We start from the raw sequence: 24,320 nt of genomic DNA, 5'->3' as shown, positions 1-24,320 counted from the left end.
GGATCGCGGCACATGCGGTGACCGGGGCGGCCGGCGACGAGAAGGAGACCGGTCCGCGATGAAGCGACTCGATACCTGCTACACCTGCCGCTTCTGGGAGGGGCAGGGGCTCCGCCAGCGCGGGCCGAAGGGGACCTGCCGGCGCTATCCGCCGGTGGTGACCCCGCGCAGCCCCGAAGGCGATTTCCCCATCACCCTGTCCACCGACTGGTGCGGGGAGTGGAAACGGGTGGCCGTCGCGGCCGGCGCCGATCCGTCCGACCCCGACGGGACCATCTACGACGATCTGGTCGAATAGGCCGGGCGCCTCAGCGCGGGTGGGGCGGGATGACCAGGACCGGCGTGTTCTCGTAGGCCTGCGGCCTGCTGTCGGTCGCCGTCCCGTCCCAATCGGCGCTGAAGGCAAGCAGGGCCAGCAGCACGGCCGCGAAGAACAGCAGGATTGCGGTGACGCAGTCGGTGGTCCGGACCGGCTGTTCGCCGTTGTCGGGCGACCGTCGATGGCCGGGGCCGTCGACCGGGGGTGCGGTGCGGAAGCGTTCGGACTGGAATGGCAGAAGCACGGCGAACCTCCATCGGCTGGAGACGCCCGGCCCACGACTTAGGTCCGGAATTGTTATCAAGTCTAACGCCGCGCGGCTTCACGCGGCATTTCGCTTCCGGCAAGTCTGGATCGTCTTTTGGGTCTAGTTCTGAGTAGGGCGGGCAGCCATGGGACCTAGCCCGGCCGCTTTAAACCGAATTCGGGTACTGAAGCGCCACAGTCAAGCGTCAATAGCCGTCAAAGAGAAAAGGCCGGATGCGCTGGGCATTCGGCCTTTTCGATCTGGCTCCCGGTGCTGGACTCGAACCAGCGACAAGCGGATTAACAGTCCGCTGCTCTACCAACTGAGCTAACCGGGATCGGTGACCCACCTTTCGGCGGCCGCCGTTGTTGGCGTGGCGGGTGTATAGCCGAACCGTTCGGCCCTGCCAAGCCAATTCCGACAGAAAAGCGAATTTATTTTCCGAAGGGGTTGGGCGGCCGTTTCGCCAACGAAAACAAGGCCCAAACGCGAAAAGCCCCGCCGGGGGCGGGGCTGTGGTCTGACCGCTGCGCTGGGGCTTTGGCTGTCTTCGTTACTCTGTCTTCAATTGGTCAGGTATGGAGGCACGGGCGGGAATCGAACCCACGTACACGGATTTGCAGTCCGCTGCATCACCACTCTGCCACCGCGCCATCCTGACCGGCACCGGCGCGCCGTTTCCGGTGCGCCCTCGGTGTGGAGCGGTGGTATAGCGGCACGGAACGGAGCGGTCAAGGCGAATGGTGACGATTTTTGAACATCGTCGAACGTCCCGGCCGGACAGGTCCGCAGGCCCCATCTGCCCCCCTGTCCGATGCAGCCGTGCGGGATGCGTTTTTCCAGTCCCCGGCAAAGCCCCTCGGCGGCCCGGCGCCGGGATCCCTGTGGCGTTGTGTTCGCCCGGCCTTTGCGGCTATATACCGCCATGGCAGGAAGCCGTCCGCTGTTCGGCTTGGTGCCGGTGTCGTCACAACACATCAATAAGCGACCGCCATGACCGATTTCGCCGCCGCACGCTATTTCATGGTCGAGGGACAGATCCGCCCCAACAAGGTGACCGATCATCGTCTCGTCGATGTCCTGTCGGAGCTTCCGCGCGAAGCCTTCGTCCCTCCGTCGGCGCGCGGCGTCGCTTATGTCGACGACGATCTTCCCATCGGCAAGGGCCGCTTCCTGCTGGAGCCGATGGTGTTCGCCCGCATGCTGCAGGCGGTCGCCGTGCAGGAGACCGACCGGGTGCTCGACGTCGGTGCGGCCGGCGGCTACTCCACCGCGGTGCTGGGCCGTCTGGCCGCCTCCGTGATCGGCCTCGACTGCGACGAGGAGCTGACCGCCGCCGCCACCGCGGCATTGGCCGGGCAGGGCATCGCCAACGCCAAGGCCGTCACCGGCCCGCTGGCTGAGGGGTACGCCCAAAACGCCCCTTACGATGTCATCGTCGTCGAAGGTACCGTGCCGGAAGTGCCGGCCGCGCTGACCGAGCAGCTGGCCGAAGGCGGGCGTCTCGTCGCGGTGGTGCAGGGCAGCGGCAGCGTCGGGGAGGTCCGCCTGTTCCAGCGCATCGCCGGCATCGTGTCCAGCCGCATCCTGTTCGAAGCCAAGCCGCACGCCCTGCCGGGCTTCGAAAAGAAGGCGTCTTTCGTGTTCTGACCGGTTTCACCGGTTGGATGAGGTCTTGAACTGAACCGTGCAGTTTACCTCTGCGCGGTTCTGCGCTACCGTCGCCGCCGCCCTTGCACGAAAGTGAGCATCCATGGCCGCACCGTTTGAGATCGAGGTGGAAGAGCTAGACCGTCGCCGGAAGGCCGGCGACGAGATGGTTGTCCTCGACGTGCGCGAGCCGTGGGAGTTCGCGCTGTGCGCCATCGACGGCAGCCTGCACATCCCGATGAACGGGCTTCCCGGCCGGGTGGGCGAGCTGCCGACGGACCGCGACGTCGTCGTCGTGTGCCATCACGGTGGACGCAGCGCGCAGGTCACCATGTGGCTGCGTTCCAAGGGTTTCGACCGTGCCATCAACCTCGATGGCGGCGTCGACGCCTGGGCGCGCCGAATCGACCCGAACATGAAGGTCTACTGAACATGACCGTGCGAAGCCGTTTTGCGCGCCGCTGGCTGCTGGCGACGGCCCTGACCCTGACCGCCACCATGGGCACAGCAGTGACCGGCGGTGGTACGGCCCAGGCGCAGACCCTCGAACAGGCCCTCGCCCAGGCCTATGCCAACAACCCGACCATCGGCGCCCAGCGCGCCCGCCTGCGCGCCGTCGACGAAGGCGTGCCCCAGGCGCTGTCCGGCTACCGCCCGACCGCGCGGGTCACCGCCGGCATCACGCGCTCGATGGGCGAATCGAAGTTCGACGGCGGATCGACGGGGTCGGAGGCCAATGCGAAGAGCGTCGGCGTCACCGCGACCCAGCCGATCTACGACGCCACCGTGGCGCCGGCCGTCCGCCGCGCCGAACGGCTGGTCGAGGCGCAGCGCGCCACCCTGATCGCTTCCGAGCAGTCGGTGCTGCTGGCCGCGGCGCAGGCCTATCTGGACATCGTCCAGAATCAGGCCATCCTGCAGCTGCAGACCAACAACGAGCAGGTGCTGCGCCGCCAGCTGGACGCCGCCCGCGACCGCTTCCGCGTCGGTGAGTACACCCGCACCGACGTCAGCCAGTCCGAGTCGCGCCTGTCGGCCGCCATCGCGTCGAAGATCTCGGCCGAAGGCACGCTCCGCGCCTCCCGCGCGACCTACGAGCGTCTGGTGGGATCGGCTCCCGGCGAACTGAAGGCTCCCAAGCCGGCCTTCCGCCTGCCGAAGAACCTGGACGAGCTGGTCGAGCTGGCCCGCGCCAACAACCCGAACGTCCTGTCCGCCTCCTACTCCGAGGCGGCGCAGCGCGAGGCGGTGGACCAGCAGTACGGCCGCCTGTTGCCGTCGGTGAACCTGTCGGCAAGCGGCACCCGCACCTATGATCCGGGCCGCACGTCCGGCGTCGAGCTGAACCGCTCCGACAGCGCGCAGATCACCGCCCAGGTGACCATCCCGCTCTATCAGGCCGGCCAGCCCGAAGCGCTGGTCCGCGAGGCGAAGCAGACGGCCAACCAGGCCCGCCTGCAGATCGAGGAAAGCCGCCGTCAGGTGACCGAATCGGCGGTCAGCGCCTGGCAGGCCCTGCAGACCGCGCGCGCCAGCATCGAGTCCTACACGGCGCAGATCAAGGCGGCGCAGATCGCCCTGGAAGGCGTCCGGCAGGAGGCGCAGGTCGGGTCGCGCACCGTGCTCGATGTGCTGAACCAGGAGCAGGAACTTCTGAACGCCCGCGTCTTCCTGGTCCGTGCCCAGCACGACGAGATGGTCGCGGCCTTCAATGTTCTGGCGGCCAGCGGACAGTTGACCGCCGACCGGCTGAACCTGCCGGTCCAGAAATACGACCCGCAGGCGAATTACGACAAGACGCGGGGCAAGTGGTTCGGAACTTCGGTGACCGAATGAACGAAGCGGCCCGCGAAAGCGGGCCGTTTTTGTATTATGGCTTTTTTGTCAGCCCTGCCCTAGGTTTGGGTCAGGTTGACGTCTCGGGTTGCCACGATGAGCGATAAGGGCCAGCAAGAACCTTCGATGGAGGAAATCCTCGCCTCCATCCGGCGGATCATTTCCGAGGACGGCGAGCCGGCCAAGTCGGAAGCCCAGGCGCCTTCGCCGCCTCCTCCGCCGCCACCCCCTCCGCCGCCGCCCCCGCCACCCCCGCCGGTGGATGAGGACGACGACGTCCTGGAACTGACCCAGATGGTGGAGGACGAGCCGGACGAGCGGCCGGACTTCGGCCAGCCGGACCCCGATCCCTGGCCCGACGAACCGGCGTTCCCGGAACCGTCGCCGCCGCCCCCTCCGCCGCCGCGCTGGGAGGAGCCGGAACCCGATCCCGTGCCGCCGCCGCGCCCGGCGCGCCGGCCGATGCCGGCCTTCGACGAGTTCGAGGACGACGAGCCGCCGCCCCCGCCGCGTCCGCGCCGCCGGCCGGTGGAGGTCGATGACGGGCTGATCTCCCGCCGGACGGCGGAGGATGCCTCGCATCACCTGACCCATCTGGCGCGCGAGTTGGGCGACGACCTGTCTATCGGCCCGATGCCCATCGGCATCCGCACGGTGGAGGAGGTGGTGCGCGAACTGCTGAAGCCGCTGTTGAAGGAGTGGCTGGACGAGAACCTGCCGACCGTGGTCGAGCGGCTGGTCCAGCAGGAGATCGACCGCATGATCCGGCGGTCGCAGAAGTTCTGATCCTGCCTCCCCAAGCCCTGGTTGAGACGTTTCTAGCGAAAGTTCGTGGTGATGTTGGAAAAGACGTACCGGCCCGCCGAGGTCGAGGAGAAGCACTACCGCCTGTGGGAAGAGTCGGGCGCTTTCGCCGCCCAGCCGCAGGGGAACGGCAAGCCCTACACCATCATGATGCCGCCGCCGAACGTCACCGGCAGCCTGCACATGGGCCATGCGCTGACCTTCACCATCCAGGACGTGCTGACCCGCTACAACCGCATGCGCGGCCGCGACGCGCTGTGGCAGCCGGGCACCGACCACGCCGGCATCGCCACCCAGATGGTGGTTGAGCGCAATCTGGCCAAGGACGGCAAGACCCGCCACGATTTCGGCCGCGACGCCTTCATCGACAAGGTGTGGGAGTGGAAGGCCGAGTCGGGCGGCACCATCACCCGCCAGCTGCGCCGCCTGGGCGCCTCGCCCGACTGGCCGCGCGAGCGCTTCACCATGGACGAGGGGCTGAGCCGCGCCGTCCGCAAGGTGTTCGTGGAACTGCACCGCCAGGGGCTGATCTACAAGGACAAGCGGCTGGTCAACTGGGACCCGAAGCTGCACACCGCCATCTCCGACCTCGAGGTCGAGCAGAAGGAGATCAAGGGCAACCTCTGGCACTTCCGCTATCCGATCGACGGGGAGGAGGGCCGCTACATCGTGGTCGCCACCACCCGTCCGGAAACCATGCTGGGCGATACCGGCGTCGCGGTGCATCCGGAGGATGAGCGGTACAAGGACCTGATCGGCAAGATGGTCCGCCTGCCGCTGGTCGGCCGGCTGATCCCCATCGTCGGCGACGAGTATGCCGATCCGGAGACCGGGTCGGGCGCGGTGAAGATCACCCCGGCCCACGACTTCAACGACTTCGAGGTCGGGAAGCGCTGCGGGCTCGAGCAGATCAACATCATGGATCGCGATGCCCGGCTGAACGACAATGTTCCCGAGGCTTATCGCGGGCTCGACCGGTACGAGGCGCGCAAGAAAATCGTCGCCGAGCTTGAGGCGCTGGAGCTTCTCGAGAAGATCGAGCCGCACACCCACATGGTCCCGCACGGCGACCGTTCCGGTGTCGCCATCGAGCCGTGGCTGACCGACCAGTGGTATGTCGACGCCGCGACGCTCGCCAAGCCGGCCATCGAGGCGGTGGAGACCGGCAAGACCGTGTTCGTGCCCAAGCAGTGGGAGAACACCTATTTCGAATGGATGCGCAACATCCAGCCCTGGTGCATCAGCCGCCAGATCTGGTGGGGCCATCAGATCCCGGCCTGGTACGGTCCGGACGGCACCTTCTTCGTCGAGGAGACGGAGGAGGAGGCGCGCGCCGCCGCAACCAAGCACTACGGCAAGGATGTCGAACTGACTCGCGACGCCGACGTGCTCGACACCTGGTTCTCGTCGGCGCTGTGGCCCTTCTCGACGCTGGGCTGGCCCGACCAGACGCCGGAGCTGGACCGCTATTACCCGACCGACGTGCTGGTGACCGGCTTCGACATCATCTTCTTCTGGGTCGCCCGGATGATGATGATGGGCCTGCACTTCATGAAGGATGTGCCCTTCCGCACCGTCTACATCCATGCCCTCGTCCGCGACGAGAAGGGGCAGAAGATGTCGAAGTCGAAGGGCAACGTCATCGACCCGCTGGAGATCATCGACCAGTACGGCACCGATGCGCTGCGCTTCACCCTGTCGGCGATGGCGGCGCAGGGCCGCGACATCAAGCTGGCGGTGAACCGGGTCGAGGGCTACCGCAACTTTGCCACCAAGCTGTGGAACGCCGCCCGCTATTGCCAGATGAACGGCTGCGAGCCGGTCGCCGGTTACCAGCCGGTCGGCCTGACCCAGACGGTCAACCGCTGGATCGTCGGCGCGCTGGCCGATGCGGCGAAGAAGGTCGCCGAGTCGATCGGCGCCTACAAGTTCAACGAGGCCGCCGCAGCCGCCTACCAGTTCACCTGGGGCACCTTCTGCGACTGGTACATGGAGTTCACCAAGCCGATCCTGGCCGGGTCGGATGAGGCGGCCAAGGCGGAGACGCGGGCGACCACCGCCTGGGTGCTCGACCAGATCCTGCACATCCTGCACCCGCTCATGCCCTTCATCACCGAAGAGCTGTGGGAACAGCTGTCGCCGGCCCGCGCCAACCGCCTGATCTCGGCGGAATGGCCGGAGTTCGCCGCCGACATCGTCGATCCGGCCTCGCGCGACGAGATGGATTGGGTGGTGCGGCTCATCACCTCGGTCCGCTCGATGCGGTCGGAGATGAACGTCCCGCCGGCGGCGCAGATCGAGCTGAAGCTGAAGGATCCGAACGCGGTCAGCCTGAAGCGGCTGGACACCCACCGCGACCTGATCCTGCGCATGGCCCGCCTGTCCAGCGCCGAGCCGCTGCAGGGCGACGTGCCGAAGAGCAGCGTGCAGGCCGTGCTGGACGAGACCACCCTGGTGCTGCCGCTGGAAGGCATCGTCGATCTCGACAAGGAGAAGGCGCGCCTGTCCAAGGAGATCGACAAGCTGACCGGCGAGATCAAGAAGATCGACGCCAAGCTGTCGAACGAGCAGTTCGTCGCCAAGGCCCCGGAAGAGGTGATCGAGGAGCAGCGCGACCGCCGCGAGGCCGCCGACCAGGCCCGCGACAAGCTGCAGAAGGCGTTGGAGATGCTGGCCGGCTGATCGTCGGCGAGCGGTAAAGGAAAAGCCCCTCTCCTGCGGTAGCGGGAGAGGGGCTTTTTGCTTTCGGCGTTCAGCGCCGAAGAGTGGGGCAGGGGCTTCGGCTCAATGCCGCAGCAGCCCGCGCAGGCGGTACAGCTCGTCCAGCGCCTGCCGTGGCGTCAGGCTGTCAGGGTCGATGCCCGCCAGGGCTTCCTCCACCGGCGACGGTCCTGAAGGCGCCTCGGCCACCGTTTCCGCCTTCGGTGGCGGCCGCTTCAGAGCGGCGCTGAACAGCGGCAGGTCTTCGGCCAGCCGGTGGATCGTCGCGTTCTGGTCTCCCGATTCCAGCAGTTTCAGAACCTCGTCGGCCCGGCCGACCACGGCGGGGGGCAGGCCGGCCAGCTTGGCGACATGGATGCCATAACTGCGGTCGGCGGCGCCGGCCGTCACCTCGTGCAGGAACACCACGTCGCCCTGCCACTCCTTGATCCGCATCGTGTGGCAGGACAGCGCCGGCAGCTTGGAGGCCAGCATTGTCAGTTCATGGTAATGGGTGGCGAACAGCGCGCGGCAGCGGTTCACGTCGTGCAGATGCTCGACGCAGGCCCAGGCGATGGACAGGCCGTCGAAGGTCGCGGTGCCGCGGCCGATCTCGTCCAGGATCACCAGGGCGCGCGCGCCGGACTGGTTCAGGATCGCCGCCGTCTCCACCATCTCGACCATGAAGGTGGACCGACCGCGGGCGAGGTCGTCGGCGGCGCCGACCCGGCTGTAGAGCCGGTCGACCACGCCGATATGCGCCCGCTCCGCCGGAACGAAGCTGCCCATCTGGGCCAGCACGGCGATCAGGGCGTTCTGGCGCAGGAAGGTCGACTTACCGGCCATGTTCGGGCCGGTCAGCAGCCACAGACGGTTGTCGGGCGCAAGATCGCAGTCGTTCGCCACGAACGGCCCGCCGTGGACGGCGTCCAGCACCGCCTCCACCACCGGGTGCCGGCCGCCCTTGATGGCGAAGGCGAGGCTGTCATCCACCAGCGGCCGGCTGTAGCGCCGCTCCTCCGCCAGTTCGGCCAAGGAGGTGGCGACGTCCAGGGCCGCCAGCGCATGGGCGGCCTGGGCGATGGCATCGGCGCGGGCACTGACCGATTCCACCAGCCCGGCAAACAGCTCCAACTCAACCGCCAGCGCCTTGTCGGCTGCCTCGGAGATGCGGCGTTCCAGATCCGACAGCTCCACCGTGCCGAACCGCACGGCGTTCGCCATGGTCTGGCGGTGCATGAACACCTCGCGGCCCTTGTCCGACATCAGCTTGTCGGCATGGGCGGCGGTGACCTCGATGTGATAGCCCAGCACGTTGTTATGCTTGACCTTCAGCGACGGAACCCCGGCGATTTCCGCGTATTTGGCCTGCAGCCCGGCGATCAGCCGGCGGCTCTCGTCGCGCAGCGTCACCAGCTCGTCGAGCGCATAGCTGTAGTCGCGGGCGATGAAGCCGCCGTCGCGGGCCAGCAGCGGCAGCTCCGGCGCCAGCGCCTGGGTCAGTTGGTCGACCAGTTCCGAATGGGCGCCCAGCCGCTTGTCGAGCGCCGCCAGCCCGTCCGGCAGCGGCATAGCCCCGGCCAGCAGCTCGCGGATCAGCCCCGCCTGCCGCAGCCCGTCGCGGATGGCCGCCAGATCGCGCGGACCGCCGCGGCCCAGCGTCAGGCGCGACAGCGCGCGTTCCAGGTCGGGACAGCTGCGCAGGGACTGGCGCAGGTCGCCGCGCAGACGCTCCTCCGTCAGCGCGAACTCCACCATGTCGAGCCGGCGGCCGATGGCGGCGGGATCGGTCAGCGGGGCGGCGAGATGGGCGCAGAGCAGCCGGGCGCCGGCCCCCGTCACCGTGCGGTCGATGGTGGCGAGCAGGCTGCCGCGCCGCTCCCCGGTCAGCGTCCGTGTCAGCTCCAGGTTGCGGGCGGTGGAGGCGTCGATCTCCATCACCGCGCCCGGCCCGACGCGCCGCGGCGGCGACAGGCGCGGCACGCGGCCCTTCTGCGTCAGCTCGACATAGCCGACCAGCGCGCCGGCCGCCGCGACCTCTGCCCTGGTGAAGCTGCCGAAGGCGTCCAGCGTGCCGACACCATACTGGGTCAGCAGGCGCTGCTTGCCGTTCTCGCTGTCGAAACGCGGGGTGGGCTGCACGGTCAGCCGCGACTTCCATTCGCCCCAAAGCTCGAACAGCTCCGGCGTCTGCGACAGCTTTTCGGAGATCAGCACTTCCTGCGGATCGAGCCGGCCCAGCGCGGCGCCGAGTCCCGTCCGCTCCACCGGCTGCACCACCAGTTCGCCGGTCGACATCTCCAGCCATGCCAGCCCCAGCCCGCCGGCCGCCTCCGCCACCGCCGCCAGCCAGTTGGAGGAGCGGGAATCGAGCAGGCTGTCCTCGGTCAGGGTGCCGGGGGTGACGATGCGGATGACGCCGCGCTTCACCACGGATTTGGAGCCGCGCTTCTTCGCTTCGGCCGGGTCTTCCATCTGTTCGCAGATGGCGACGCGGAAGCCCTGGCGGATCAGGCGCTGCAGGTAATTCTCGTGGCTGTGCACCGGCACGCCGCACATGGGGATGTCCTCGCCCAGATGCTGGCCGCGCTTGGTCAGCGCGATGTCCAGCGCCGCCGCGGCATTGACCGCGTCGTCGAAGAACATCTCGTAGAAATCGCCCATCCGGTAGAACAGCAGGCAGTCGGGATGCGCCTGCTTGATTTCCAGATACTGCGCCATCATCGGGGTGGCGTCGGGCGGAATAACGATCTCTGCAGCGGTGTCGGACACGGGAACCATGAAGCGGTGGATGGGTGTGAGTCAGGGGCGCACCCTATCACGGGATATGCAGCCGCGGGATAGGCGGGATGGCCGGTGCTGGGACAATCCGGCCTGCAGGACCGATCCTGGCCTGCGTCCCCGTGGCGGTTGACGGGCGCTTACCGCCGGTCGCTACAATAGGGCAGGGCCCCGCCGGGACGCTTGCGGGGGAACCCGCGCGATCGGACGGAACTCCGACCATGAAAATAGGGAGACGGCCATCATGACGCAAACGACCCAGGACACGGCGCCCGCCGAGGTGCGGGAGGTCGTTGCCCTCTTCTCCACCCGCGCCGGCTTCAACCGGGCGGTCGACGCTCTGCTGGCCGCCGGTTTCGACCGCGCCGACCTGTCGGTGCTGGCCAGCCACGCCTCGCTGGACGCGGCCGACCCGAAGGGCAAGCCGCGGGACGAGGCGCTGACCGGTCTGGTGGGCGAGCTGAAATACGCCTTTCCCCTGACCACCGCCGGCCTGATCGCCATCGTTGGCGGTCCGATCGAAGCGGCGCTTGCGGCCCTGGTCGCCGCCGGTGTCGGCGGGGCCGCGATCAAGGACTATCTGGACGAGCTGACCAGCCACCCCAAGCCCGACGAGTTCACCCGCGCGCTGGAGGCCGGCGGCGTCATCCTGTGGGTGCGCGTCGGGACGCCGGAACAGGAACGGGAGGCGTCCGCCCTGCTCGACCGCGAGGGCGGCGGCAACGTCCATGTGTCGGTGCGCGAGGCGTAAGGCCGTCAGGCCCGCCAATAGCCCCAGACGGACGCGGGCGGCAGGTTCCGCAGGGTGAAGCCCAGCCTGCGGCCCTCCAGCCCCAGCGCCGCCCGGTCCAGCGGGGAATGCGGCATGAAGCTGTAGAGCAGGAAACGGCCGCCCGGCCGCAGGATGCGGAAGGTCGCGTCCAGCACCTCGCGCTGGAAGGCGAGCGGGAAGGTGATCATCGGGATGCCGATCACCACCGTGCCCACCTTGCCGCACAGCGACTCGCCCAGCAGCTCCGGCGCCTTGCGGCAATCGTCGGCGAAGACGGTCACGGCGGGGCAGCGGTTGCGCAGGTGGCGGGCCAAATCCCGGTCGATCTCGAAGCTGAACAGGCGGTCCGCCGGAATGCCGGAGTCGAGGATCGCGGCGGTGATCGGACCGGTGCCGCCGCCGAACTCCACCACCACCTCGTCCGCATCGCAGCGGATCTCGCGGGTGATGCGGCAGCGCAGGGACCGGGAGGACGGGGCGACGGAGCCCATCGCCCAGGGATCGGCCAGCCAGCGGCGGAAGAACAGCCAGGATTCGGAAAGCGGGGCGGGTGCCGTCTGGGTCATCGGAGCCTCCCTGTGTCGGGACGGCCCGTCGGCGGCCGCCCTGCTACAGCGTTGCTGCCAGAAGTTGGTGACCTGCGTATGACAGGCTGCTCGCCACCAGCGTCAGAAACACCAGTGCGGCCACGGTCAGGCCCAGCCCGACGCCGATGGCCCCGCCGTCGCGCTCGATCAGCCCCAGCGAGATCAGCACCAGCGCGAAGCCCGGCAGCCAGCCGGTCAGCGGCAGCGGGATGATGCAGGTCAGCGTCAGGATGAACAGCAGCAGCCCGAACCAGCGTTCCTGGTCGATGCGGGCAAGGCGGTGAAGCCGCGGCTTCAGCATCCGCTCGATCCACACCAGCCGCGGCATGGCGGCGTCCAGCGTGCGGGCGGCCAGCCCGGTGCCGATGGAGCGGCGCAGCAGCCAGTCCGGCAGCCCCGCCCCACGCCGCCCGAAGGCGAGATGGGCGGTGTAGAGCACGATGGGCAGGTCGAACAGGCAGGACACGCCCAATGGCACCGGGGCGATGGTGGGCAGTGACAGCGCCAGCAGGATGGTGCCGAGCGACCGGTCGCCCAGCGCCCGGATCAGGTCACCCAGCGTGACCCGGCCGGCAGGCAGGTTGGCGCGGAAGCGGGCCAGAACGTCGGAGGTCCGTTCCTCCTCCGCTTCGGCGCAGACGGCGGGCAGGGCGACGGTGCCGTCCCGCTGGGCCTCGCGTTCCAGCGACTCGCCATCGAACGCGTCGCTGTCGGCGTCGTCGATGCGGCGGCGGGCGTTCAAACGCCGGCCTCCGCCGCGGCGCTCTCGTAGCTTTCGAGCGCCTCCAGCCAGCTTTCCTCGGCGGTCGCCAGTTTCTTTTCCACCGTGCCCAGTTCGATCTGCAGCTTGGTCAGCTTGTCGGAGGGGCCGGTGTAGAGGGCGGGATCGGCCATCTTCGCCTCGATCTTACGCTTTTCCTCGCTCAGCTTGTTCACCAGCGCCTCCGCGTCGGTCGCCTTGCGCTTCAGCGGGGCGAGCGCGGTGCGCGCCTCGGCGGCGGCGCGGCGCTGGTCCTTCTTGTTCGGGCCGGCGTCGCGCTCGGTGCCGCCCTTCGCCACCGCCCGTTCCGCCTTGGCGCGGTCCAGCAGATAGCGGCGGTAATCGTCCAGGTCGCCGTCATAGCTCTGCACCGTGCCGTCGGCGACCAGGAGCAGCCGGTCAACGGTCATCTCGATCAGGTGAGGATCGTGGCTGATGATGATGACGGCGCCGGGGAAATCGTTGATCGCCTCGATCAGCGCTTCGCGGCTGTCGATGTCCAGATGGTTGGTAGGTTCGTCCAGCATCAGGATGTGCGGGACTTCCCGGCTCATCAGCGCCAGCAGCAGGCGCGCTTTCTCGCCGCCCGACAGGCTGGCGATCTTGGTCTCCGCCTTCGCCTGGGGGAAGCCGAAGCGGCCCAGATGGGCGCGGACCTTCTCCTCCAGCGCCAGCGGCATGATGCGCTGGGTCTGCTGGATCGGCGTCAGCGACAGGTCCAGCTCCTCGGCCTGATGCTGGGCGAAATAGCCGATGCGCAGCTTGGACGACCGCCGCATCTCGCCGGCCATCGGCTGCAGCCGGTTGGCCAGCAGCTTGACCAGCGTCGACTTGCCGTTGCCGTTGGCGCCCAGCAGGCCGATGCGGTCCTCCATATCGATGCGCAGGTTGACGCGGCGCAGGATGACCTTGTCGCCGTAGCCGATGCTCACCCCCTCCAGCGCGATCAGCGGCGGCGCCAGCTCGTCGGGCGGCGGGAAGTTGAAGACGACCTCGGGATCGTCCTCCATCAGCGTGATCGACTCCATCTTCTCCAGCAGCTTCAGGCGGCTCTGCGCCTGACGGGCCTTGCTGGCCTTGAAGCGGAAACGGTCGACATAGGACATCATGTGCTTGCGGCGCGCCTCCTGCTTGGCGGCCATGGAGGCGAGGCGCTCCTGGTTGGCGCGGCGCTGTGCCAGGAACTGGTCGTAATTGCCGCTGTAGGTGACGAGCTTGCCCTGGTCGATGTGGATCGTCGTGGTGGGCACCGCGTTCAGCAGCTCGCGGTCGTGGCTGACCAGCAGGATGGTGTGCGGGTAGTTCTTCAGATAGCCCTCGAGCCAGATGGTGGCTTCGAGGTCGAGGTGGTTGGTCGGCTCGTCCAGCAGAAGCAGGTCGGGGCGGGAGAACAGCACGCCGGCCAGCGCCACGCGCATCCGCCAGCCGCCGGAGAAGTCGGAGCAGGGGCGTTGCTGCGCCTCGGCGTCGAAGCCCAGGCCGGAAAGAACCTGCGCCGCGCGCGACGGGGCGGAATGCGCCTCGATGTCGGCAAGCCGGGCGTGGATCTCGCCGATCCGCATCGGGTCGGTCGCCGTCTCCGCCTCCGCCAGCAGGGCGGTGCGTTCGGTGTCGGCGGCCAGCACGGCGTCGATCAGGGTGGTGGGGCCGCTGGGCGCCTCCTGCGCCACCATGCCCATCCGCATACCGGCCGGCAGCGTGACCGCACCGGCATCGGTCTGCAGCTGGCCCGAGATCAGCTTCAGCAGGGTGGACTTGCCGGTGCCGTTGCGGCCGACCAGCGCCACGCGGTGCCCCTTGGGCACGACCGCCGTCGCGTGGTCGAACAACACTCGGCCGCCGAAGCGGAAGGTCAGGTCATTGATGTGCAGCATAGCGGCGAGGATGTAGCACGGGACCCCGCGGATTTGAAGCGGGGCCCGCCGATTGGCACGGCTTTGTCCTCAACGCTCCAGCGACATCGCCGGCATCCGGGCCTGCACGCCGTCGCCCTGGACGGCAGCGACCAGCGGGCGCAGCTGGGCCAGCAGGGGGCGCAACTCCGCCACCGCGGCCATGGCGCCCACCAGCTCGCCGCGGCCGGACATCAGCTCCATCAGCTGTTCGGTGACGGATTTCGGCGGCGGGTAGGGGGCCAGCGTCACCGCGGCGTCCGGCGACAGGCCGGCGGCGGTCCGCGCCAGGACCAGCGCCTGTTCCTGCCCGCCCAGCTCGTCGACGAGACCGAGTTCGCGGGCCTGCGCGCCGGTCCACACCCGCCCCTTGGCGACGTTGCGCGCCTGATCCGGCGACATGCGGCGGGCTTCGGCGACCCGCTGCAGGAAATTGGCGTAGGTGTCGTCGATGATGGCGTTCAGCCGCTCCGCCCCGCTGTCGTCGAAGGGGCGCAGCGGCGACCACAGGCCGGCGTTGCGGGCGCCCTGCACGCGGTCCCAATGGATGCCCAGCTTGTCGGACAGGCCGCCGACGCCGAACTTGCCGGCGACGACGCCGATGGATCCGGTGACGGTGGCGGGCGAGGCGACGATGCGGTCGGCCGCCAGCGCGATCCAATAGCCGCCCGACGCGGCGGCGTCGCCCATGCTGGCGATGACCGGCTTGCCGTTCTGGCGCGCCTTTTCCAGAGCCCGCCGGATCGCCTCCGACGCGGAGACGGAGCCGCCGCCGCTGTCGATGCGGAACAGGATGGCGCGCACGTCGGGGTCGTCGGCGGCCTCCTCGATGGCTTCGACGATGCTCTCGGACCCGGCGGCGACCTCGCCCAGCGCCGGCTTCTCGCTCTTGCCGCCGGAGATGGTGCCGACGGCGTGGATCAGGGCGATGGTCGGGCCGCTGTCGTTGGGACCGCCGGCCACCGACAGGTAATCGAAGGGTTCCACCAGTTCCGCCCCGGCGCCGGCGCGCTTCAGCGCCGCGTCGCGCGCCTCGTCGGCATAGCCGAGCCGGTCGACCAGCTTCTGGTCCAGCGCCTCGCGGCTCAGCAGCGGGGCATTGTCCATGGCGGTCCGTACCGCGGCGGGGGCGAGGCGTCGGCTGGCGGCGATGCCGTCGACCAGCTGCCTGGTGAGGTCGGCGACCAGCGCCTCCATCATCTCGCGGTTGGCCGGGGTCATGCCGGACTTGGTGAAGGTCTCGGCGAAGCTCTTGTATTCCTCGCGCTGGGCGAATTGCGGCTGCACGCCCAGCTGTTCGAAGGCGTCGCGGGCGAAGGGCAGCTCCACCGACATGCCGGTGATGCCCAGCGTGCCGAGCGGCTGCAGCCACACCTCGTCGAAGGCGCTGGCCAGCAGGTAGGAACGGTTGCCCGGCCCGGCGCCGCCATATTCCTCCGCGAAGGCGACGGCGAAGCGGCCGGACGCGCGGAAGCGCTCGATGGCCGCCCGCAGCTCCTGCGTTTGGGCGAAGCCGATGCTGTCGTCGCCGAAGCGGGCCAGCACGCCCTTCACTTTCGGGTCGCGCCGGCCGCCGTCCAGCGCATCCAGCACTTCCCGCAGCGTCGTTTGGTGCTCGAAGAAGCTGCCGATCCTGCCGCTCTCGCTCTCGGCCAGCGGCTTGGTCAGGTCGAGTTCCAGCACCACCGCGTCGGGCAGGGCGGGCTCGTGGCGGACGGCCAGCACCACCACCGCCACCGCACCGGCCACCAGCAGGAAGCCGATGACGGCGAACAGTCGCACGAAGAAGCGGACGATCCTCATGATTCCAACCCTGTGTGGCCTCGGTGGTGCCGGAAGACGGGCGTCGGCGGCCCGGCGTTAACGATCCTGGCTGTGGTACTCGCGGTTGGGGATCATGTCCACCGCGGTCGCGAGACGGTTGGACATGTTGTAGAAGCCGACCGTATCGGCAATGTCGAAGATGTCCTCCGCGCTGAATCCGACGGCGCGCAGGGCCTCGCGGTCGGGCTCGCCCACCGACATCGGCTCCTTCGTCAGCTTCCAGGCGAAGTCGAGCATGGCGCGCCGGCGCGGCTCCAGCGGGGCGACGCGGTAGTTCGCGACCAGCATCTCGCCCAGCTCAGGGTCGCCGGACAGCTTGCGCACCGCCTGCCCATGGGCGACGAGGCAGTAATAGCAATGGTTGGCCGAGGAGACGACGACCGCGATCATCTCGCGCTCCAGCTTGCTGAGGCCGCTCTCGCCCAGCATCAGCTCGTTGTAGAGCATGGCGAAGTTGCGCAGCTTCTTCGGCCGCAGGCTGTAGGCCTGGAGCACGTTCGGCACGAAGCCCAGCTTCTCCACGCATTTGTCGAACAGCGCCTGCATGTCGGGATCGAGGTCCGGCTTTTCCGGCAGGGGCAGGGCCATGACGTGATCGGGCTGCGGCATCGGGCGAATCCTCTCGTTGTTGGTTGGTGCGTCTGTTTGCAGGGCGGAGGGTAACCGCCGCGACGCCTTCTGTCTCGTTCGGCTTGTCTCTCGCCAAAGGCGCGTGGCTGTGCCAGAAGAATGGGTGGTGAATGCGGGGATATGGCCCGGTTTCTCAAGCAGAGGGCGATGACCCAGCCGAAGCTCGATCTTCTGTCGGTCCTTGTGGTGGAGGACAGCAGCTTCATCCGCGCGGTCCTGACCGCCACCCTGCGCACCATTGGCATCGGCCGGGTGGAGGGGGTGGCGAGCGGCGCCGACGCCATCCGCTGGCTGGAGGAACGGCGCGCCGCCCTGCCGCCGGGGACCGCCCCGGTCGACCTGATCCTGTCCGATCTGGTGATGCCCGAGGTCAACGGGCTGATGCTGCTGCGCTGGATCCGCTACAGCCCCAGGAGCCCGGACAAATTCCTGCCGGTCCTGATGCTGTCGGGTGCGGCCGACCGCCAGTATGTGGAGCAGGCGCGCGATCTCGGAGCCACCGACTTCATCGCCAAGCCATTCTCCGCGCACACCATCGCCAGCCGGCTGCTGTTCGCCATCGCCCGGCCGCGCCGCTTCGTCCTGGCCAAGGGCTATTTCGGCCCCGACCGCCGCCGCGCCGACAAGCCGGTCGCCATGGATTGCCGGACGACCGCGCCGTCGGAAATCCTGGTGGTGCACAGCGCGTCGAAGGCGCGCGGGATCGACCGCTTTCCGGTGATCTATTTCGACCTGCCCAACCGGCTGGGCGCCAAGGTCGGCCTCGCCCCGCGCGACCCGGTTCCCACTCTGCCGCCGGAAGTGCTGGCCGCCGCGGAGGAGGAAATCCTGAACCGGGCCGGCGACTACGCCGTCTGGATCGGGGCGGAGGTTGAGGAGATGGGCCGCCGCATCGACCGCCTGCCGCGGGAACCGGACGCCGTGTCCGGCCTGCTGGCCCAGGTCAACCGCTCCGCCCACGAGATGCGCGGGCAGGGCGGCATCTTCGGCTATCCGCTGATCACCCACATCGCCAAGTCGCTTTACGAAGCGACCCGCGGCGGCCTGACCACGGTCACCGCCAACGAACATCTGCTGTTCAAGGCCCATGTCGACGCGATCAAGGCGGTGATGACCGGCCGCGTCAGCGGCGACGGCGGCGCTACCGGTCAGCAACTGCTGGCGTCGCTGGAGGTGGCGAAGAAGAAGTATGCCAAGGCGGCGGAGATGGGGCGGGGGTGAGGTCGTCCGTCAGCGAAGTGATTTCGCTCCGGCTATGCGACCTCACCCATCCCCTCACGCCGCCCGGATCTGCTCGATGAAGTTCGTCACGTCGCTGCGCAGGCTGTCGGCGTTCTGCTTGAGGGCGTCGGCCATCGACAGCACCTCCTTCGCCATGGCTCCGGCACGGCCGGCTTCGGTGCTGACCAGGGCCGCGTTGTGGGAGACCTGGTCGGTGCCGTCGGCCGCCTGACGGACGTTGCGGCCGATTTCCGCGGTGGCGGCGTTCTGCTCTTCCACCGCGGCGGCGACGGCGGAGATGTTCTCCTCGATGCGGGTGACGATGGTGCCGATGCCGCCGATGGCCTGCACGGTCTGGTCGGTGGCCGCCTGGATTTCCGTGACCTTCGCCGTGATGTCGTCCGTCGCCTTGGCCGTCTGGTTGGCGAGGCTTTTTACCTCCTGAGCGACCACGGCGAAGCCCTTGCCGGCCTCGCCCGCGCGTGCGGCCTCGATGGTGGCGTTCAAGGCCAGCAGATTGGTCTGGCTGGCGATCTCGGTGATCATCCGCACGATCTCGCCCACCTGCTGGGCGGCGCCGCTGAGGTCGGCAATCACGTCGGCGGTGCGGCGCACGTCGGTGACGGCACGTTCCGCCATCTGGGTGGAGCCCGCCATCTGGCGCCCGATCTCGGCGATGGAGGCGGTCAGCTCCTCCGTCGCGGCGGCGACGGCCTGGACGTTGCTGGATGCGCCTTCGGACGCGCGGGCGACCGAGAGCACATGCTCTTCGGTGTCGGAGGCGATGCGGCTCATGTGCTCGGCATTGCCGCGCAGCCCGGTGGCGGCACCCGCCAGCCGTTCGGCCACCGATTCGATGTGGCGGTCGAACTCCGCCACCAGCCGTTCCAGACGCTCGGCCTCGCGCAGGCGTTCCTCCTGATGCCGCTGCTGTTCGGCGGCGAGCCGGTCGGCCTCGGCGAGGCTGAGGCGGAACTGGTCCAGGCGGCGGGCAATGGCGCCCAGTTCGTCGGCGCGCCCGGCCCCGGCGATGGCCAACTCGCGCTCGCCCGCTTCCAGCCGGGCCATGTCGCCGTTCAGGCGGGCGATGGGACGGGTGATGTTGCGGGCGACCAGGAAGGCGATCAGCGTCATCATCACCAGCAGCACCGCCACCCCGATGATGACGCCGGTCAGACGGGTCATCGAATCCCGCACGTCCCGGTTGGCCAGCGCGATCAGATTGTCGGCCACCCGGGTTTCGACGGTGCGCAGCATGTCGATGGTGACGGTGATGGCGTCGAACCACTTGCCGGCATCCACCCCCTGGTTCCCGGCGCCATAGGCGGAGGCGATGCCGATGCGGCGCATCCGTTCCACCTCCTCGACCGCGCCGCCCGCAAGGGTCCGGTCGAAGAAGGCCGCCTCATCCGCCGTCAGCTTGGCCTTCAGGCCGGCCATCAGCGCCTTGTATTCGCCGTTCAGCTCGATGAAGCGTTCATGCGCGTCGGTGGGGAACCGGTCCTTGCGGAAGGCGGCCCCGCCGACCGCGCGCTGCTGGCCCAGCCGCTCCTTCGCCTCCGACAGGGAGACCATGGCGTCGGCCGCGCGCAGCTGGTCGCTGTCGTCGGACATGCTGCGGGCCTGTCCGGCGGCGTCCAGCAGCTTGCGGATCATGACGGTGTAGCTCGCCACCGTTTCCAGCGGCGACTGGGTCATCGCGTTCACGCCGCTGCGCAGGCCGGTCAGCTGCGACAATGCGTCGCGGGCGCTGTCCATCGCCGTGGCCACATGGCGGTCGCGGATGCGGGCGGAGGCGAACTGCGGCATCAGCTCCGCCAGCTTGGCGTCCGACGCGGTCCGCACCGTCTCCATCCGCCGGCGGTCCTCGTCAAGCTTGCCGCTGAGGAACACGGAAGACGATCCGCGTTCCTTCTGCAGCTCGTGCACGAGGCTGGTCATGCCGACCGACAGGCGGGTCACGGACGCCAGATCCTCGGCGCTGCGGCTGGCCTGCAACTGATCCCACACCAGCAACGACGATGTCACCACCACGCCCGCCATCGGAATGGATAGGGCGAGCGCCAGCTTCCGCGTGACGCGCATGTTGCCGAGCAGGCCGTCGACCGCCCTCAAAAGCGAAACCATCTCATCTCTCCAGCAGACCGGACCGTCTGATCACGTTCAGGTGCTTCTGCCATGCACTCTGTCATAAAGGTATGGAAGCTAATGAGTTAAGGCACAGTTAGGTTTAACCATGACATAGTTGAGGGAATTACTCGGCTGTTCCGCCGTTGCGCCGTCCGGGCATCGCATCCGGGCGCCCCGCCGCCAATGCGCCGATTCCGCCGTGCTTCACGCGAAATTTGCCTCGCTTCCGTCGCGTTAGGGCGGTAGAACGTCAGTCCCGGTCCGCAGGTCTCTTGGGTTCGTGGCGTGACCGGAGCGGTCTTCCGGAGCGTCCATGTCCAACACCGAATTCCATCGCATCAAGCGCCTGCCGCCCTACGTCTTCGCCGAAGTGAACGCGATGAAGGCGCGAGCCCGAGCTAACGGCGCCGACATCATCGACCTCGGCATGGGCAACCCCGACCAGGCGACCCCGCAGCACATCGTCGACAAGCTGGTCGAGGCCGTGCGCGACCCGAAGACGCATCGCTACTCGAACTCCCGCGGCATCCCCGGCCTGCGCAAGGCCCATGCCGCCTATTACAAGCGCCGCTTCAACGTCGACATCGACCCCGAGACCGAGTGCATCGTCACCATCGGCTCGAAGGAGGGGCTGGCCAACCTCGCCCAGGCGATCACCAGCCCGGGCGACATCATCCTGGTGCCGAACCCCAGCTATCCGATCCATCCGTTCGGCTTCATCCTGGCCGGCGCCTCGGTGCGCCACCTGCCGGTGGGCATGGAGAACGGGGCGTCGACCGACATCGACAGCTTCATGATCATGCTGGAGCGCGCCGTGCGCCACAGCGTGCCGAAGCCGCTGGCGCTGGTGCTGAACTACCCGTCGAACCCGACGGCCGAGGTGGTCGGTCTGGACTTCTACCGCCCGATCGTCGAGTTCTGCCGCAAGCACGGCATCTACATCCTGTCCGATCTGGCCTATGCCGAGATCTTCTTCGACAACGACCCGCCGCCCTCGATCCTGGAGATCCCGGAAGCGCGCGAGATCGCGGTCGAGTTCACCTCGATGTCGAAGACCTATTCGATGGCCGGCTGGCGCATCGGCTTCGCCACCGGCAACAAGACGCTGATCACGGCGCTGGCCCGTATCAAGTCGTACCTCGACTACGGCGCCTTCACGCCGATCCAGGTCGCCGCCGCCGCCGCGCTGAACGGTCCGCAGGACTGCGTGCAGCAGGTCCGCGACATGTACAAGCAGCGCCGCGACGTGATGATCGAGGGTCTGGCCGCCGCCGGCTGGGAAGTGCCCAGCCCGAAGGCGTCGATGTTCGCCTGGGCTCCGATCCCGCCGCAGTTCGCCCATCTCGGCTCGCTGGAATTCTCCAAGCTGCTGCTGCAGCAGGCGGAGGTCGCGGTGGCGCCCGGCATCGGCTTCGGCGAATACGGCGACGGCCATGTCCGTCTGGCGATGGTGGAGAACGTTCACCGCATCCGTCAGGCGACCCGCAACATCAAGGAGTTCTTCCGTTCCAACGCCGGCGGCGTTGCGGCGAGCAAGGACCCGGCGGCCCGCGCCGCCCTTCTGGAATCCGAGAAAGCGAAAGCCTGATGCCGAACGCCCAGCAAGCCCCCCTGAAAATCGCCGTCGCCGGCCTCGGCACGGTCGGCGCCGGTGTCCTGAAGCTGCTGGAGACGCAAGGCTCGCTGATCGAACAGCGCTGCGGCCGCCGGATCGAGGTGGTCGCGGTCAGCGCCCGGTCGAAGGGCAAGGACCGCGGCGTTGACCTGTCGCGCGTGCAATGGTTCGACGATCCCGTCGCCATGGCCGCCCAGGCCGGCGCCGATCTGGTGGTGGAGCTGATCGGCGGATCGGAAGGCCCGGCGCGCGACACCGTCGCCACCGCGCTGGAGACTGGCAAGCATGTCGTCACCGCCAACAAGGCTCTGCTGGCGGTCCACGGCACCGAAATCGCGCAAAAGGCCGAATCGCGCGGCCTGACCGTCGCCTTCGAGGCGGCGGTGGCCGGCGGCATCCCGATCATCAAGGGACTGCGCGAAGGTCTGGCCGGCAATGCCGTGTCGGAAATCCACGGCATCCTGAACGGCACCTGCAACTACATCCTGACGGAGATGCGGACCACTGGCCGCGACTTCGCCGACGTGCTGGCCGACGCCCAGGCTCTCGGCTATGCCGAGGCCGATCCCAGCTTCGACATCGACGGCGTCGATGCCGCGCACAAGCTGGCGATCCTGGCCTCCGTCGCCTTCGGCACGCCGGTCGATTTCTCCTCTGTCTACATCGAGGGCATCCGGCAGGTTTCGGCGGTCGATTTCGACTATGCCGACCAGCTGGGCTTCCGCATCAAGCTGCTGGGCATCGCCCGCCGCACCCACGCGGGCGTCGAGCAGCGGGTGCATCCCTGCATGGTGCCGAAGACCGCCCCCATCGCGTCGGTGGACGGCGTGTTCAACGCCGTGGTGGCCCAGGCCGATTTCGCCGACCGGGTGCTGTTCGTCGGCCGCGGCGCCGGTGCCGGGCCGACCGCCTCGGCGGTGGTCGCCGACCTGATCGACATCGCCCGCGGGCGGTCTACGCCCACCTTCGGCGTTCCGGCCGATCGGCTGGGCGCGGCAATCCCCTCGCCCATGGAATCGCGCCGCGGGTCGTACTACGTCCGCCTGATGGTCGTGGACCGCCCCGGTGTGATAGCGGATATCGCAGCGGCGATGCGCGACCAGAACGTCTCCATGGAGCAGTTCCTGCAGCGCGGCCGCTCGCCGGGCGAAGGCGTTCCGGTGGTCCTCACCACCCACGACACCGACGAGGCGGCCATGCAGCGCGCGCTTGCGACCATCGCGGCCAGCGACAACGTGCTGGAGCCGCCGCGGATGATCCGGATCGAGCAGTTCTGAAACAATCCTGACCTGCCCCGTTTCCCAGAATAACCAAACACAGCCTTATACGACCGAAGAGTCGGGGGGAGCACACGATGTCTACGCCGTCTACGCATGTCGACCTGTCCCACATGGACCGCAACCTCGCGCTGGAGGCCGTCCGCGTGACCGAGGCCGCCGCCCTGTCGGCCTCGCTGCTGATGGGTCGCGGCGACGAGAAGCTGGCCGACCAGGCCGCGGTCGACGCCATGCGCCAGGCGCTCAACACGCTCTACATCGACGGCACCGTCGTGATCGGCGAGGGTGAGCGCGACGAGGCCCCGATGCTGTACATCGGCGAAAAGGTCGGCGCCGGCATCGGCTCCGGCCCGAAGGTCGACATTGCGCTCGATCCGCTGGAAGGCACCACCATCTGCGCCACCGGCGGCCCGAACTCGCTGGCCGTCATCGCCATGGCGGAGGAGGGCGGCTTCCTGAACGCCCCCGACGTGTACATGGACAAGATCGCCGTCGGCGCCGGCCTGCCGGACAACATCGTCGACCTGGACGAGACGCCCGCCAACAACCTGAAGGCGCTGGCCGCCGCCAAGGGCACCGAGGTGCAGGAACTGCTGGTCTGCATCCTGAACCGTCCGCGCCATGCCGAGCTGATCGCCCGCGTCCGTGAAGCCGGCGCGCGCATCATGCTGATCAACGACGGCGACGTGTCGGGCGTCATCGCCACCAGCCAGGCCGGCACCGGCGTCGACATGTATGTCGGCTCCGGCGGCGCGCCGGAAGGCGTGCTGGCCGCCGCGGCCCTGCGCTGCATCGGCGGTCAGTTCCAGGGCCGCCTGCTGTTCCGCAACGACGACGAGCGCGCCCGCGCCGCCAAGTGGGGCGTCACCGACCTGGACAAGAAGTACAGCCTGCACGAGCTGGCGCGCGGCAACGTCATGTTCGCCGCCACCGGCGTCACCGATGGTGCCATGCTGAAGGGTGTCCGCCGCGTTCCGGGCGGCGCCTACACCCACTCGGTCATCATGCGCTCCAAGTCGGGCACGGTCCGCTACATCGAGGCGCACCACAACCTGTCGCGCAAGCCGGCCGTGAAGTAAGCTGGTCGTGAAGTAAGCCGGTCGCGGCTAAGCCACTGTTCCAAAAAGCGCGCGGGGGAAACCTCCGCGCGTTTTTTTGTGCCCGCTTTGATCTGGCTCCATTTGCCTACAAAGGTTCTATCGAATTCGTGCAGGTCTGCCGCCGCCGCGCCGCAGAGGCCCAGCCATTGATTTCGCGGGTGCAAAAGGCAAAATA

Annotated in this window: 19 protein-coding genes and 2 tRNA genes; 11 read left to right on the top strand and 10 right to left on the bottom strand. The window is 68.4% G+C overall.

Going from position 1 to position 24,320, the window contains the following annotated elements; all coding sequences use genetic code 11:
- Positions 1–58 precede the first annotated feature (58 nt).
- Positions 59–298 (top strand): hypothetical protein, encoded by a 240-nt coding sequence (locus tag AB8P05_RS03475; RefSeq protein ID WP_310113376.1) that lies wholly within the window; start codon positions 59–61, stop codon positions 296–298.
- Between the two features lie 10 nt (positions 299–308).
- Here AB8P05_RS03475 and AB8P05_RS03470 read toward each other — a convergent pair whose 3' ends face one another.
- The 3 genes from AB8P05_RS03470 to AB8P05_RS03460 all read right to left on the bottom strand — a co-directional run bounded on the left by AB8P05_RS03470 (position 309) and on the right by AB8P05_RS03460 (position 1,219).
- Entirely contained in the window at positions 309–563 is a 255-nt protein-coding gene (locus AB8P05_RS03470) for a hypothetical protein (protein WP_472758821.1), read from the bottom strand.
- Positions 564–827: 264 nt separating this feature from the next.
- Positions 828–903: transfer RNA gene (locus tag AB8P05_RS03465), tRNA-Asn, on the bottom strand.
- 242 nt (positions 904–1,145) lie between these two features.
- Positions 1,146–1,219: transfer RNA gene (locus AB8P05_RS03460), tRNA-Cys, on the bottom strand.
- Positions 1,220–1,559: 340 nt separating this feature from the next.
- On the opposite strand from AB8P05_RS03460, the gene AB8P05_RS03455 reads away from it, so the two are divergent.
- The 5 genes from AB8P05_RS03455 to AB8P05_RS03435 all read left to right on the top strand — a co-directional run bounded on the left by AB8P05_RS03455 (position 1,560) and on the right by AB8P05_RS03435 (position 7,538).
- Positions 1,560–2,216, top strand: a complete 657-nt coding sequence (locus AB8P05_RS03455; protein WP_455171908.1) for a protein-L-isoaspartate O-methyltransferase family protein — start codon at positions 1,560–1,562, stop codon at positions 2,214–2,216.
- Between the two features lie 103 nt (positions 2,217–2,319).
- Positions 2,320–2,646 carry a rhodanese-like domain-containing protein gene (locus AB8P05_RS03450; RefSeq protein ID WP_472758820.1) on the top strand — a complete coding sequence of 109 codons (327 nt, stop codon included), beginning with the start codon at positions 2,320–2,322 and terminating at the stop codon, positions 2,644–2,646.
- A gap of 2 nt (positions 2,647–2,648) precedes the next feature.
- Positions 2,649–4,052, top strand: a complete 1,404-nt coding sequence (locus tag AB8P05_RS03445; protein ID WP_472758819.1) for a TolC family outer membrane protein — start codon at positions 2,649–2,651, stop codon at positions 4,050–4,052.
- A gap of 126 nt (positions 4,053–4,178) precedes the next feature.
- The gene (locus AB8P05_RS03440) at positions 4,179–4,838 is read left to right on the top strand and encodes a DUF2497 domain-containing protein (protein WP_472758818.1); all 660 of its coding nucleotides are present in this window, start codon (positions 4,179–4,181) and stop codon (positions 4,836–4,838) included.
- A 51-nt stretch (positions 4,839–4,889) separates the two neighbouring features.
- Complete coding sequence (locus AB8P05_RS03435; protein ID WP_472758817.1) at positions 4,890–7,538, top strand: valine--tRNA ligase; 2,649 nt, start codon at positions 4,890–4,892, stop codon at positions 7,536–7,538.
- 102 nt (positions 7,539–7,640) lie between these two features.
- On the opposite strand, the gene mutS is transcribed toward AB8P05_RS03435, so the two are convergent.
- The gene (gene mutS, locus AB8P05_RS03430) at positions 7,641–10,337 is read right to left on the bottom strand and encodes a DNA mismatch repair protein MutS (protein WP_472758816.1); all 2,697 of its coding nucleotides are present in this window, start codon (positions 10,335–10,337) and stop codon (positions 7,641–7,643) included.
- A 244-nt stretch (positions 10,338–10,581) separates the two neighbouring features.
- Here mutS and AB8P05_RS03425 point away from each other — a divergent pair, with 244 nt between their 5' ends.
- The gene (locus tag AB8P05_RS03425) at positions 10,582–11,088 is read left to right on the top strand and encodes a hypothetical protein (RefSeq protein ID WP_472758815.1); all 507 of its coding nucleotides are present in this window, start codon (positions 10,582–10,584) and stop codon (positions 11,086–11,088) included.
- Positions 11,089–11,093: 5 nt separating this feature from the next.
- On the opposite strand, the gene AB8P05_RS03420 is transcribed toward AB8P05_RS03425, so the two are convergent.
- From AB8P05_RS03420 to AB8P05_RS03400, 5 genes are all read right to left on the bottom strand, one after another.
- Positions 11,094–11,675 (bottom strand): class I SAM-dependent methyltransferase, encoded by a 582-nt coding sequence (locus AB8P05_RS03420; RefSeq protein WP_472758814.1) that lies wholly within the window; start codon positions 11,673–11,675, stop codon positions 11,094–11,096.
- 43 nt (positions 11,676–11,718) lie between these two features.
- Positions 11,719–12,438: an exopolysaccharide biosynthesis protein gene (locus AB8P05_RS03415; protein WP_472758813.1), complete on the bottom strand. Its 720-nt coding sequence runs from the start codon at positions 12,436–12,438 to the stop codon at positions 11,719–11,721.
- On the bottom strand, positions 12,435–14,330 hold the full coding sequence (locus AB8P05_RS03410; RefSeq protein WP_455171900.1) for an ABC-F family ATP-binding cassette domain-containing protein: 1,896 nt from the start codon (positions 14,328–14,330) through the stop codon (positions 12,435–12,437). The genes AB8P05_RS03415 and AB8P05_RS03410 overlap by 4 nt, the downstream gene beginning before the upstream one ends.
- Positions 14,331–14,399: 69 nt before the next feature.
- Positions 14,400–16,151 carry a signal peptide peptidase SppA gene (sppA, locus tag AB8P05_RS03405; RefSeq protein ID WP_472758812.1) on the bottom strand — a complete coding sequence of 584 codons (1,752 nt, stop codon included), beginning with the start codon at positions 16,149–16,151 and terminating at the stop codon, positions 14,400–14,402.
- A 57-nt stretch (positions 16,152–16,208) separates the two neighbouring features.
- Positions 16,209–16,781 (bottom strand): peroxidase-related enzyme, encoded by a 573-nt coding sequence (locus AB8P05_RS03400; protein ID WP_472758811.1) that lies wholly within the window; start codon positions 16,779–16,781, stop codon positions 16,209–16,211.
- 168 nt (positions 16,782–16,949) lie between these two features.
- Between AB8P05_RS03400 and AB8P05_RS03395 the strand changes: the two genes are divergently transcribed.
- Positions 16,950–18,023, top strand: coding sequence for a response regulator (locus AB8P05_RS03395; RefSeq protein ID WP_472758810.1), 1,074 nt, complete (start codon positions 16,950–16,952; stop codon positions 18,021–18,023).
- Between the two features lie 54 nt (positions 18,024–18,077).
- On the opposite strand, the gene AB8P05_RS03390 is transcribed toward AB8P05_RS03395, so the two are convergent.
- On the bottom strand, positions 18,078–20,150 hold the full coding sequence (locus AB8P05_RS03390) for a methyl-accepting chemotaxis protein (protein WP_472758809.1): 2,073 nt from the start codon (positions 20,148–20,150) through the stop codon (positions 18,078–18,080).
- A 316-nt stretch (positions 20,151–20,466) separates the two neighbouring features.
- Here AB8P05_RS03390 and AB8P05_RS03385 point away from each other — a divergent pair, with 316 nt between their 5' ends.
- The 3 genes from AB8P05_RS03385 (at position 20,467) to glpX (ending at position 24,124) form a co-directional block, all read left to right on the top strand.
- Complete coding sequence (locus AB8P05_RS03385) at positions 20,467–21,741, top strand: LL-diaminopimelate aminotransferase (protein WP_455171893.1); 1,275 nt, start codon at positions 20,467–20,469, stop codon at positions 21,739–21,741.
- The gene (locus tag AB8P05_RS03380) at positions 21,741–23,045 is read left to right on the top strand and encodes a homoserine dehydrogenase (protein ID WP_472758808.1); all 1,305 of its coding nucleotides are present in this window, start codon (positions 21,741–21,743) and stop codon (positions 23,043–23,045) included. The genes AB8P05_RS03385 and AB8P05_RS03380 overlap by 1 nt, the downstream gene beginning before the upstream one ends.
- 77 nt (positions 23,046–23,122) lie before the next feature.
- Positions 23,123–24,124, top strand: coding sequence for a class II fructose-bisphosphatase (gene glpX, locus AB8P05_RS03375; protein ID WP_188092220.1), 1,002 nt, complete (start codon positions 23,123–23,125; stop codon positions 24,122–24,124).
- Positions 24,125–24,320: the final 196 nt, after the last annotated feature.

The organism is Azospirillum sp. VT-I1 (assembly GCF_055698305.1).
This window is presented reverse-complemented; position numbering and strand designations above follow the sequence as displayed.

Bases quoted from the DNA above. Each gene is read 5' to 3' on its own strand.
- AB8P05_RS03440 (WP_472758818.1), top strand. From the start codon at position 4,179: ATGGAGGAAATCCTCGCCTCCATCCGGCGGATCATTTCCGAGGACGGC.
- AB8P05_RS03410 (WP_455171900.1), bottom strand. From the start codon at position 14,330: ATGCTGCACATCAATGACCTGACCTTCCGCTTCGGCGGCCGAGTGTTG.
- AB8P05_RS03445 (WP_472758819.1), top strand. From the start codon at position 2,649: ATGACCGTGCGAAGCCGTTTTGCGCGCCGCTGGCTGCTGGCGACGGCC.
- AB8P05_RS03475 (WP_310113376.1), top strand. From the start codon at position 59: ATGAAGCGACTCGATACCTGCTACACCTGCCGCTTCTGGGAGGGGCAG.
- mutS (WP_472758816.1), bottom strand. From the start codon at position 10,337: ATGGTTCCCGTGTCCGACACCGCTGCAGAGATCGTTATTCCGCCCGAC.
- AB8P05_RS03435 (WP_472758817.1), top strand. From the start codon at position 4,890: ATGTTGGAAAAGACGTACCGGCCCGCCGAGGTCGAGGAGAAGCACTAC.
- AB8P05_RS03390 (WP_472758809.1), bottom strand. From the start codon at position 20,150: ATGGTTTCGCTTTTGAGGGCGGTCGACGGCCTGCTCGGCAACATGCGC.
- AB8P05_RS03400 (WP_472758811.1), bottom strand. From the start codon at position 16,781: ATGCCGCAGCCCGATCACGTCATGGCCCTGCCCCTGCCGGAAAAGCCG.
- AB8P05_RS03455 (WP_455171908.1), top strand. From the start codon at position 1,560: ATGACCGATTTCGCCGCCGCACGCTATTTCATGGTCGAGGGACAGATC.
- AB8P05_RS03425 (WP_472758815.1), top strand. From the start codon at position 10,582: ATGACGCAAACGACCCAGGACACGGCGCCCGCCGAGGTGCGGGAGGTC.
- glpX (WP_188092220.1), top strand. From the start codon at position 23,123: ATGTCTACGCCGTCTACGCATGTCGACCTGTCCCACATGGACCGCAAC.
- AB8P05_RS03450 (WP_472758820.1), top strand. From the start codon at position 2,320: ATGGCCGCACCGTTTGAGATCGAGGTGGAAGAGCTAGACCGTCGCCGG.
- AB8P05_RS03380 (WP_472758808.1), top strand. From the start codon at position 21,741: ATGCCGAACGCCCAGCAAGCCCCCCTGAAAATCGCCGTCGCCGGCCTC.
- AB8P05_RS03420 (WP_472758814.1), bottom strand. From the start codon at position 11,675: ATGACCCAGACGGCACCCGCCCCGCTTTCCGAATCCTGGCTGTTCTTC.
- AB8P05_RS03395 (WP_472758810.1), top strand. From the start codon at position 16,950: ATGACCCAGCCGAAGCTCGATCTTCTGTCGGTCCTTGTGGTGGAGGAC.
- AB8P05_RS03385 (WP_455171893.1), top strand. From the start codon at position 20,467: ATGTCCAACACCGAATTCCATCGCATCAAGCGCCTGCCGCCCTACGTC.
- sppA (WP_472758812.1), bottom strand. From the start codon at position 16,151: ATGAGGATCGTCCGCTTCTTCGTGCGACTGTTCGCCGTCATCGGCTTC.